A 10,245-nucleotide genomic window follows, 5' to 3' on the forward strand; every position below is an offset into this window, starting at 1 on the left:
GCAGCCCCTTGAGCGACTGACGTTTCCTCTTCAACAATCGTTGCTGTACGGGTCATTGACTTCCCCTTGTCGCGGACACGACGATTCCGCCACCCGTGAGTGATCGCTTTCCGCATGCCGGAATGGACGGGAGGCGACAGAGCCTCATGGGGCCCGGGAGGCCCGTGTGTTCGTACAGGAACTGGAACCCGTCGCCGACTCGCTCGGCCTGTCCGCACTGATCGCCGCACTACCCCTGGTCACCGTTCTCGTCCTGCTCGGCGCCGTCCGGATGAAGGCCCACCGCGCGGGCCTCATCGGCCTCGCCGTCGCCGTACTCGTCGCCTGGCTCGCGTACGGGATGCCGCTCGGGCAGACCCTGTCGAGCGGCGCGCAAGGCGTGCTGTTCGGGCTCTTCCCGATCATGTGGATCGTCGTCAACGCCCTGTGGGTGTACCGGATGACCGTCCGCACCGAGCACTTCGACATCCTGCGCCGCTCCTTCGGGCGGCTCTCCGACGACCCGCGCATTCAGGCACTCGTCATCGCGTTCTGCTTCGGCGCGCTCCTGGAGGCTCTCGCCGGCTTCGGCGCGCCGGTCGCGATCAGCGCCGTGATGCTGGTCGCGCTCGGCTTCCAGCCGGTGCGCGCGGCCGTCGTCGCCCTCGTCGCCAACACCGCGCCCGTCGCCTTCGGCGCCATGGGCACACCGGTCGTGACGCTCGCTCAGGTCACCGGCCTGCCCCTGGACTCGGTCGCCGCCGTCGTCGGCCGTCAGACGCCGCTCCTCGCCCTTGTGGTGCCGCTCGTGCTCGTCGGCCTCGTCGACGGCAAGCGCGGTCTGCGCGAGACCTGGCTGCCCGCCCTGGTCTGCGGCACCGCCTTCGCCGCCGCCCAGTTCGTCGCGTCCAACTACGTCTCCGCCCAACTGGCCGACATCGGGGCCGCCCTGGTCGGCGCGGCCGCCCTCGTAGCGGTCCCCAGCGCCCGCAAACCGGCCGCCGAACCGGTGCGCGCCGCGGTCCTCACCGGCGTCCGCAGCGAGGACCTGGACCCCGAGGACCCCCGCCCCGAAGTGCTGCGCGCCTACGCCCCGTACGCCCTCATCGTGGTCGTCTTCTCGCTCGCCCAGATACCGGCGGTCAAGAGCATCCTCGACGCGGCCACGCAGGTGTTCGACTGGCCGTTCCTCGACGTGGCCGACCCCGAGGGCAATCCGGTGGGCGCGAACGCGTTCACGCTGCCGCTGGTGTCCACCGGCGGCACCCTCGTGCTGCTCTCCGGGCTCCTCACGGCCGCCGTCATCGGGGTGCACGCGCGCGTGGCGCTGCGCGAGTGGGGCGCCACTGTGCACGAACTCCGGTTCGCGATCCTCACCGTCACCTCGGTCCTGGCGCTCGCGTACGTCATGAACCTCTCCGGACAGGCCGCCGTCATCGGGCACTTCGTGGCCGCGGCGGGTGCGGGGCTCGCGTTCCTGTCGCCGGTGCTCGGCTGGTTCGGCGTCGCGGTCTCCGGATCCGACACCTCGGCCAACGCGCTCTTCGGCGCCCTTCAGGTGACGGCCGCGCGGCAGTCCGGGCTCTCGCCCGAACTCCTCGCCGCGGCCAACAGCTCCGGCGGCGTGCTCGGCAAGATGATCTCGCCGCAGAACCTCACCATCGCCTGCGCCGCCGTCGGACTCGCGGGCAAGGAGGGCGACTTGCTCCGCAAGGTGCTGCCCTGGAGCATCGGCCTGCTTCTGGTGATGTGTCTGATCGTCGTCGCCCAGAGCACGTTCCTGCTGGGGTGGATGTTGCCCTGATGTTCCCGCCCCGGACGCATGGGGTTTCCGGCCGTGACGCCGGGGTCACGAAGCCCTGCGGGCCGCCGGGACACGGCCGATACGCTCGCCGTGCCCCGGCGGCCCCGGCTCGTGCCGGACTGTCAGCGGCGACCGGTACGTTGGGGGACCGCACAGGATTCCAGGAGGGTTGGCCGTGGCTGATCTGGCGCAGATCGTGAAGGCGTACGACGTACGCGGGGTGGTCCCCGATCAGTGGGACGAGTCCCTGGCCGAGCTGTTCGGCGCGGCCTTCGCGCAGGTCACGGACGCCCAGGCGATCGTGGTGGGGCATGACATGCGGCCGTCGTCGCCGGGCCTGTCGCGGGCGTTCGCGCGTGGCGCGGCGGCGCGCGAGGTGGCGGTCACCGAGATCGGGCTGTGCTCGACGGACCAGCTGTACTACGCGTCGGGCGCCCTCGACCTGCCGGGCGCGATGTTCACCGCGTCGCACAACCCGGCGCAGTACAACGGCATCAAGATGTGCCGCGCGGGCGCCGCCCCGGTCGGGCAGGACACGGGTCTGGCCGAGATCCGGCGGCTGGTCGAGGAGTGGTCGGTGAGCGGCGCTCCGGCTCCGGCGGCGACGCCGGGCGAGATCACCGGGCGCGACAGCCTCGAGGACTACGCCGCCCACCTCCGCGGCCTCGTCGACCTGACGCGGATCCGCCCCCTGAAGGTGGTCGTGGACGCGGGCAACGGCATGGGCGGTCACACGGTGCCGACGGTGTTCGCGGGCCTGCCGCTCGAACTGGTGCCGATGTACTTCGAGTTGGACGGCACGTTCCCCAACCACGAGGCCAACCCGCTGGACCCGGCGAACATCGTGGACCTGCAGAAGCGGGTCCGCGCGGAGGACGCCGACCTCGGCCTGGCCTTCGACGGCGACGCGGACCGGTGCTTCGTGGTGGACGAGCGCGGCGAGCCGGTCTCCCCGTCGGCGATCACCGCCCTGGTGGCCGCGCGTGAGCTGGCGAGGAACGGCGGCGAGGGCACGGTGATCCACAACCTGATCACGTCCTGGTCGGTCCCCGAGGTGGTCCGGGAACACGGCGGCACGCCCGCGCGCACGCGCGTGGGGCACTCCTTCATCAAGGAGGAGATGGCCAAGACGGGCGCGATCTTCGGCGGCGAGCACTCCGCGCACTACTACTTCCGCGACTTCTGGAACGCGGACACGGGCATGCTGGCCGCGCTGCACGTCCTCGCGGCCCTGGGCGGCCAGGACGGCCCGCTCTCGGCCCTGGTCGCGGAGTACGACCGGTACGAGGGTTCGGGCGAGATCAACTCCACGGTCGACGACCAGGCGGGCCGGGCCGCTGCGGTCAAGGCGGCCTACGCGGGGCGGGACGGCCTGACCCTGGACGAGCTGGACGGCCTCACCGTGGCCGCCGGGGACTGGTGGTTCAACCTGCGCCCGTCCAACACCGAGCCCCTGCTCCGGCTGAACGTGGAGGCGCGGGACGCCGACACGATGGCCCGGGTCCGGGACGAGGTCCTCGCCATCGTCAGAGCCTGAGCGCCACTGGCCCCGGCCGCTGCCTCCGCCGATACGGGCCCCTGCCGGGCCACAGCCACCGACAGGGCCGCACGACCACCGGCAGGGGCGTACGACCACCGGCAGGGGCGTACGACCGCACGACAGAGCCGTACGACCAGCGGCGCAGGGCAGCAGGACCGCAGGCGGATCCCGTACCACCGTCGGCCGTCGTGCACGCCATCCGACGAGCACGGGACCGCCCCAGGCCGGACGGCCCCGTGCCGCCGGCCGCGGCCCCTGCGGCCCGGCGTCGGAACCCGCGCGGCGGTAGGCTGACCAGGCTGCATTCCATAGACCTGACCCGGGCACAGGCCCAGGTCAGGGGCGGGTCCCGAGCCACCACCGTTCGTCCGAGACCACGCTCCGATCCGACCAAGCTCTGACCGCCGATCCACTGCCGGTCAGCCACCCGAAGGGAACCGTTCCATGGCGCTCGAAGCCGGCCTCCTGGAGATCCTCGCCTGCCCGGCCTGCCACGCCCCCCTCAAGGAGGCGGACGCCGAGCTGCTCTGCACCGGAGAGGGCTGCGGCCTCGCCTACCCGGTCAAGGACGGCATCCCGGTGCTCCTCGTCGACGAGGCCCGCCGCCCCGCCTAGGCAGGCCGCGCGAGGTGCGGCCGGGCCTTCCGGCCGACCTCCGCCCCACTGCCGTACGCACCGAATCCCACTGCCGTACGCACCGGCGATCGGAGGCCCCCAGCCGTGCTCGACGACTCGCTGCTCGACGATCCGGAGGCGCTCGGCCGCGCCGACCGCCGAGGCCTGCTGCGCGGCGCCGCAGAAGCAGGCGCCAGAGTGCGCACGGCGCTGCGGCACGCCGCCGAGGCCGGCCTCACCGAACTCAAGCCGGAAGGCCGCCCCCGCGCGGTCCTCGTCGCCGGCCCCGGCACCGCCGCCACCGGAGTCGCGGACCTGCTCGACACGCTCGCCGGCTCCGGCTGCCCGGTCGTCCGGCTGCGCCCCACCGGCGTCGCCCCCGCCGCCGGAGCCCTCCGCTGGGCGCTCCCCGGCTGGGCGGGCCCCGTCGACCTGCTGCTCATCGCCACCCCCGACGGCACCGAACCCGGCCTCGAAGTCCTCGCCGAACAGGCCTACCGGCGCGGCCTCAACGTCGTCTCCGTCGCCCCGGCCAAGGCCCCGCTGACCGAGACCATCGGCGGCAAGCACGGCCTGGCCGTACCGATGGCGACCCCGCTCCACGAGGAGTACGAGGAGCTGGCCCTCGTCGGCCCCGACGCCCTGTGGGCCCTGCTCACGCCCCTGCTCGTCCTCCTCGGCCGCACCGGCCTGATCGAGGCCGACCCCGACGCGCTGCACAAGGTCGCCGACCGGCTCGACGCCACCGCCGAGCGCTGCGGCCCCGCCATCGCCACATACAGCAACCCGGCCAAGACCCTCGCCGCCGAACTGGACGAGTCGCTTCCGCTGATCTGGACCGAGGGCCCCGCCGCGGGCCCCGTCGGCCGCCGCTTCGCCGCATCCCTCGGCGAACTCGCGGGCAGCCCCGCGCTCGCCGCCGAGCTCCCCGAGGCGCTGCCCGCCCACGGCCCCCTGCTCCTCGGCGACCTCGCGGCGGGCGGCGACCCCGACGACTTCTTCCGCGACCGGGTCGAGGAAGAACAGGCACTACGCGCGCGTGCCGTCCTGCTGCGCGACCGCCCCGACGGCGTCCTCAGCGCCGCCCCGGCCGCCCGCGAACTCGCCCTCAGCCACGACACCGCCATCAGCGAGCTCGAACCCGAGGACGGCACCGAACTCGAGACGCTCGCCGAGCTGATCGCCGTCACGGATTTCGCCGCCGTTTACCTGGCGCTCGCTTCGGGGGCCCGATGATGACCCACGCCCACCGACTGCACCCCCGGCCCCGCCGGACGCCGCCCGCCACTGCCGACCCGGACAGCCCACCGCTGCCCGCGCGCGGACCGGGACGCCGTCCGCAGCGGCCGCGTGACCCACGTACGAAAGAAGCCCCGTATGGACCGCCTCTCCAACACCGTCCGCCCGTACGCCTGGGGGTCGACCACGGCCATCCCCGAGCTGCTCGGCGTGGAACCGACCGGCGAACCGCAGGCCGAGATGTGGATGGGCGCCCACCCCGGCGCGCCCTCCCGCCTCGAGCGCGGCCCGTTGAACGAGGTGATCGCGGCCGACCCCGAGACCGAGCTGGGCCCCGAGACGGTTGCGAAGTTCGGCCCCCGACTGCCCTTCCTGCTCAAGCTCCTCGCCGCCGGCGCCCCGCTCTCCCTCCAGGTCCACCCCGACCTCACCCAGGCCAAGGAGGGGTACGAGGACGAGCAGCGCCGCGGCGTCCCGATCGACGCCCCGCACCGCAACTACAAGGACGCCAACCACAAGCCCGAACTGATCTGCGCGCTCACGCCGTTCGACGGCCTCTGCGGCTTCCGCAACCCCGACGACGCGGCCCGCCTCCTCGAAGGCCTCGACGTCAACTCCCTGAAGCCGTACGTCGATCTGCTGCACGCCCACCCCGAAGAGGCCGCGCTGCGCGAGGTCCTCACCGCCGTACTCGCCGCCGACCGCGACGAGATGGCCGCCACGGTCACCGAGGCCGCGGCCGCCGCCGAACGCATCGGCGGCCACTACGAGCCGTACGCGCTCATCGCCCGCGACTACCCGGGCGACCCCGGCGTGATCGCCGCCATGCTCCTCAACCACGTCCGACTGCAGCCCGGCGAGGCCCTGTTCCTCGGCGCCGGCGTCCCGCACGCGTACCTGAACGGCCTCGGCGTCGAGATCATGGCCAACTCCGACAACGTGCTGCGCTGCGGCCTCACCCCCAAGCACGTCGACGTGCCCGAGCTCCTGCGCATCGTCCGTTTCCAGGCCACCGACCCCGGCGTCCTGCGCCCCGAGGCCGACCCGGACGGCGAGGAGGTCTACGAAACCCCGACCGACGAGTTCCGCCTCTCCCGCTTCGTCCTGCCCGCCGGCTCGACGCCCCGCGACCTGACGGCTCGTACGCCCCAGATCCTGCTCTGCACCGCCGGAAACGTGCGCACAGGACAGCTGGAACTCGCCCCTGGAGAGTCGGTTTTCGTCCCTGCGGGGGAGATGACGGAGATCTCCGGAAACGGCACCCTCTTCCGCGCGACGGTGGTGGCCTGACTCACCTCGCTCCGGCCGTGCTGCAACAATGACCCACCGCACGGCATGGGCACGGCGAGTTTTGGGACGTACGAGACGTACGTGAATGTACGAAGGGACAACGGGCACTCATGAGCGCGTCAGGCGGGACCAAGGCGATCGTGGCGGCATTGGCCGCCAACCTCGCGATCGCGGTAGCGAAGTTCGTGGCCTTCCTCTTCAGCGGCTCGTCGTCGATGCTCGCGGAGAGCGTGCACTCGCTCGCCGACTCGGGCAACCAGGGCCTGCTGCTCGTCGGCGGCAAGAAGGCCAAGCGCGAGGCGACACCGCAACACCCCTTCGGGTACGGCCGCGAGCGCTACATCTACGCGTTCCTGGTCTCGATCGTCCTGTTCTCGGTCGGCGGCATGTTCGCCATCTACGAGGGCTACGAGAAGATCAAGCACCCGCACGAACTCGAGCACTGGTACTGGCCGGTGGGCGTCCTGGTGTTCGCGATCATCGCCGAGTCCTTCTCGTTCCGTACGGCGATCAAGGAGTCCAACGCCATCCGCGGCAGCCTGTCGTGGAAGGAGTTCGTCCGCCGGGCCAAGGCGCCCGAGCTGCCCGTCGTGCTCCTGGAGGACCTCGGCGCGCTCGTCGGTCTGATCCTCGCCCTCGGCGGCGTCGGCCTGGCCCTCGCCACCGGCAACGGCGTCTGGGACGGCATCGGCACCCTCTGCATCGGCGTCTTGCTCATCCTGATCGCGATCGTCCTCGCCGCCGAGACCAAGTCGCTGCTCCTTGGCGAGTCCGCGGGCATCGACGAGGTCGAGAAGATCGAGAAGGCGCTCGTCGACGGCGACACCGTCACCCGCGTCATCCACATGCGCACGCTCCACCTCGGCCCCGAGGAGCTCCTCGTCGCCGCGAAGGTCGCGGTCCAGCACGAGGACACGGCGGCCGAGGTCGCGAGCGCGATCAACGCCGCGGAGGAGCGCATCCGCGCCGCCGTCCCGATCGCCCGCGTCATCTACCTGGAGCCGGACATCTACAGCGAGTCCGCGGCCGCCGCCGGCGTCAACCCGGCCAAGGCCCCGGGGGGCCCGGGAGCGGGCGAGGATCACTGACCTGTTGTGAACGAGTTGGGCCCCGCACCTTCTGGGTGCGGGGCCCAACTCTTCTTTGTAGTGCGTGCTTTCGGCTCTCCTGTACGTGATTTCGGGCTCTAGGGCTGTACGTGATTTCCGGGTTCTAGCGCCTGATCACTGGATCTCACGCAGTACGTCGACGACCGCCTGCTTGTCCGGCGCCGACATCAGCCGCTCGCGGAAGCCGGTGTCCATCAGCTTGCGGGAGAGCAGCGCCAGGATCCGCAGATGCTCGTCGCCCGCGGCCGCCTCCGGCACCGAGATCATGAAGATCAGCTTGGCCTGCGTACCGTCGAGCGCGCCCCACTCGATGCCCTCCGGCGACCGGGCGAAGCCGACCACAGGCGACGTCACCGCGTCCGTCTTGGCGTGCGGGATCGCGATCTCCTCGCCGAGACCCGTGGTGCCCTGGGCCTCGCGCCGCAGCGCGGTCTGCACCAGCTCCTCGGTGTCCGCGACCTTGCCGGTGCTCGCCAGCATGCCGGCCAGCTCGCGGATCGCGGACTCCTTGTCCTGGGCGTCCAGTTGGAGCTTCACCGTCCGGTCGGTGAGATAGCCGGAGAGGACTTCGCCGTCGGGCTCGGGCTCGGGCTCTGGCTCGGGCTGGAGTGCGGGTGCTGCGGGGGCTGCGTCTTCAGGCGCGGGCTCGGGCTCCGCGTCCGTCGTACGCGGGGGCTTCAGGCTCTTCCGCAGGGTGGGCGCGGCGCTCGCGGCAGCCACACCTGTGACCCCGGCGCCCGCCGCGCCGGCTCCGACTCCTGCGAGCACCGGCTCGGTAGCACCGGCCTCGGCACTCCCGGCACCACGCAGCTTGCGCTCGCTGATGTCGACCAGTGCGACCGTGGCCAGCGCCGTCACCACCGAACCGATCGCCACCGCCACGAAGAACATCGCCACGCCGCCCACCGCGCCGAGCACGGCGACGATCGGACCGCCGTGCGGCACCGCGTCCTCGACCCCGGCCAGACCAGCGATGGCACCGGCCACCGCACCGCCCAGCATGTTCGCCGGAATGACCTGCGCGGGACGAGCGGCCGCGAACGGAATAGCGCCCTCCGAGATACCGAAGAAGCCCATGAACAGCGCTGCCAACCCGGTCTCGCGCTCCTGCTCCGTGTAGAGCTTCCTGCGGATCAGCGTCGCGAGCCCCTGCCCGAGCGGCATGACCGGAATGGCGGCCGCACACATGCCCATGACGGTCTGGTTGCCGCTCGCGATCAGCCCCGCGCCGAACAGGAACGCCGTCTTGTTGACCGGCCCGCCCATGTCGAAGGCGATCATCAGGCCGAGGAGCGCGCCGAGCAGGATCGCGCTGGTGCCCGTCATCCCGCTGAGCCAGCTGGTCAGATGCTCGAAGATCCACGCGATCGGTTTGCCGATGACGTAGATGAAGAAAAGGCCGAGCGCGGACGTCGCCACGATCGGGATCACGATGATCGGCATGATCGGCTGCGCGAACTTCGGCACCTTGATCTTCTTGATCCACAGCACCAGATAGCCGGCCAGGAAGCCGGTGACGATCGCGCCGATGAATCCGGCCCCCGCCTCGGAGTCGTACAGCTCACCGGTGTTGGCGATCCAGCCGCCGATCATGCCCGGCACCAGCGCGGGCCGGTCCCCGATCGCGTACGCGATATAGCCGGACAGGATCGGCACCATCAGCGTGAAGCCGATGACGCCGATGTCGTTGACGTGCTTCCAGAACGAGCCTTCCGGGATGACCAGACCGCCCTGGGGGTCGGTGTGCCCGCCGAGCGACAGCGAGATCGCGATCAGCAGACCGCCGACCACGACGAACGGGATCATGTACGAGACGCCGTTCATCAGCGCCTTGTACGCGAGGCTGCGCTCCTTGCCGCCGCCACCGCCGCCGGTGCCTATCGCCCCGCCGCCCGCGGGCGCGGAACCGCCGCCGCCGTGCACGGGCGCGCTCTGCACCCGCTCGATCAGCTCCTCGGGGTGGCGAATGCCCTCGGCTACGCCCACGCTCAGGATCTGCTTGCCGGCGAAGCGGTCGAGATCGACCTCCTTGTCGGCGGCGATGATGACGCCGTCCGCGTCTCTGACATCGTTGTCGGACAGTGCGTTCTCGACTCCGATGGAGCCCTGCGTCTCCACCTTCATGTCGATGCCGAGCTCCTCGGCGGCCTGCTGCAGCTTCTCGGCCGCCATGTACGTATGGGCGATGCCGGTCGGGCAGGCCGTCACCGCGACCAACTTTCTCTGCCCTGCCGGGCCCCCGGCCTGGGGCGGCTCGCTCGGACTGGTCACGTGGATCTCCTTACGCCTTCATGAAACGAGATCGCGCATATGTTCCCGATCCCAAGGCATCCTGCAACACGTACGCCCAGATTCAAAAGTCGAAAAGTCCCAATTGTTATGCCTGGTGGGGGCAACCCGCAGAGCTGACGCGGCAGGAGGCGGACTGGGGCTCGCTGGGCCGATCGGTGTAGATTCGTAACCCAGCCAGACGTCGCTGCTGATGGCGGTCGGGCGGCCCCTCGGGCTGTCCGAGGGAGAGAGGGCCTCGGACGACTGCGCTGCGAGTGCCGGGCATTCCTATGCTCGTCACCGCAGATCAGCCATGCCCAACCTCGACCCATTACGAGGAGCAGCTCGCCATGACGACTGTCGCCAACCGACAGGACTTCAAGGTCGCCGACCTCTCC

7 protein-coding genes are annotated in these 10,245 nt (G+C 71.2%); 6 read left to right on the forward strand and 1 reads right to left on the reverse strand.

Annotation, left to right across the window (positions count from 1 at the left end; genetic code table 11):
* Positions 1–166 precede the first annotated feature (166 nt).
* From QIS96_RS35420 to QIS96_RS35445, 6 genes are all read left to right on the forward strand, one after another.
* Entirely contained in the window at positions 167–1,783 is a 1,617-nt protein-coding gene (locus tag QIS96_RS35420) for an L-lactate permease (RefSeq protein ID WP_282546965.1), read from the forward strand.
* Positions 1,784–1,952: 169 nt separating this feature from the next.
* Positions 1,953–3,320, forward strand: coding sequence for a phosphomannomutase/phosphoglucomutase (locus tag QIS96_RS35425; protein WP_282546966.1), 1,368 nt, complete (start codon positions 1,953–1,955; stop codon positions 3,318–3,320).
* Positions 3,321–3,767: 447 nt separating this feature from the next.
* On the forward strand, positions 3,768–3,938 hold the full coding sequence (locus QIS96_RS35430; RefSeq protein WP_282546967.1) for a Trm112 family protein: 171 nt from the start codon (positions 3,768–3,770) through the stop codon (positions 3,936–3,938).
* A gap of 105 nt (positions 3,939–4,043) precedes the next feature.
* On the forward strand, positions 4,044–5,174 hold the full coding sequence (locus QIS96_RS35435; protein ID WP_282546968.1) for an SIS domain-containing protein: 1,131 nt from the start codon (positions 4,044–4,046) through the stop codon (positions 5,172–5,174).
* A 141-nt stretch (positions 5,175–5,315) separates the two neighbouring features.
* The gene (manA, locus tag QIS96_RS35440) at positions 5,316–6,467 is read left to right on the forward strand and encodes a mannose-6-phosphate isomerase, class I (RefSeq protein ID WP_282546969.1); all 1,152 of its coding nucleotides are present in this window, start codon (positions 5,316–5,318) and stop codon (positions 6,465–6,467) included.
* Positions 6,468–6,577: 110 nt separating this feature from the next.
* On the forward strand, positions 6,578–7,555 hold the full coding sequence (locus QIS96_RS35445) for a cation diffusion facilitator family transporter (protein ID WP_282546970.1): 978 nt from the start codon (positions 6,578–6,580) through the stop codon (positions 7,553–7,555).
* Positions 7,556–7,690: 135 nt separating this feature from the next.
* On the opposite strand, the gene QIS96_RS35450 is transcribed toward QIS96_RS35445, so the two are convergent.
* The gene (locus tag QIS96_RS35450; RefSeq protein WP_282546971.1) at positions 7,691–9,847 is read right to left on the reverse strand and encodes a PTS fructose transporter subunit IIABC; all 2,157 of its coding nucleotides are present in this window, start codon (positions 9,845–9,847) and stop codon (positions 7,691–7,693) included.
* Positions 9,848–10,245 lie beyond the last annotated feature (398 nt).

Source organism: Streptomyces cavernicola, assembly GCF_029968035.1.
Classification (GTDB): Bacteria; Actinomycetota; Actinomycetes; order Streptomycetales; family Streptomycetaceae; genus Streptomyces; species Streptomyces cavernicola.